The sequence below is a fragment of the Microbacterium sp. GbtcB4 genome (genome assembly GCF_019091465.1).
GTDB classification, from domain to species: Bacteria; Actinomycetota; Actinomycetes; order Actinomycetales; family Microbacteriaceae; genus Microbacterium; species Microbacterium paraoxydans.
On sequence record NZ_JAGXJJ010000804.1, the window covers coordinates 1 to 229 of the forward strand.

A 229-nucleotide genomic window follows, 5' to 3' on the forward strand; every position below is an offset into this window, starting at 1 on the left:
TTCTCCACGAGCACGTGCTTGCCGTGCTCCAGGGCGAGCCGGGCGTTCTCGTGGGGCATCGGGTGCGGCGTGGAGACGTGGGCGAGGTCGACGTCGGGATGGGAGACCAGCGCCTCGAACGACGGATGCGCGTGCGCGATGTCGAAGGGTGGGGCGAAGGCGTGGGCCGACTCCTGCGAGGGGGGGCCCCCGGCGGCGGGGGGGGGGCCGCCCGGCCGCAGACGGGGTG

Annotated in this window: 1 protein-coding gene; it reads right to left on the reverse strand. The window is 75.5% G+C overall.

The genetic code is table 11. From position 1 onward, the window contains the following. Positions 1-229, reverse strand: a 229-nt coding sequence (locus tag KVS71_RS19675) for a Gfo/Idh/MocA family oxidoreductase (RefSeq protein WP_217585358.1), incomplete at both ends; no start/stop codon positions are given.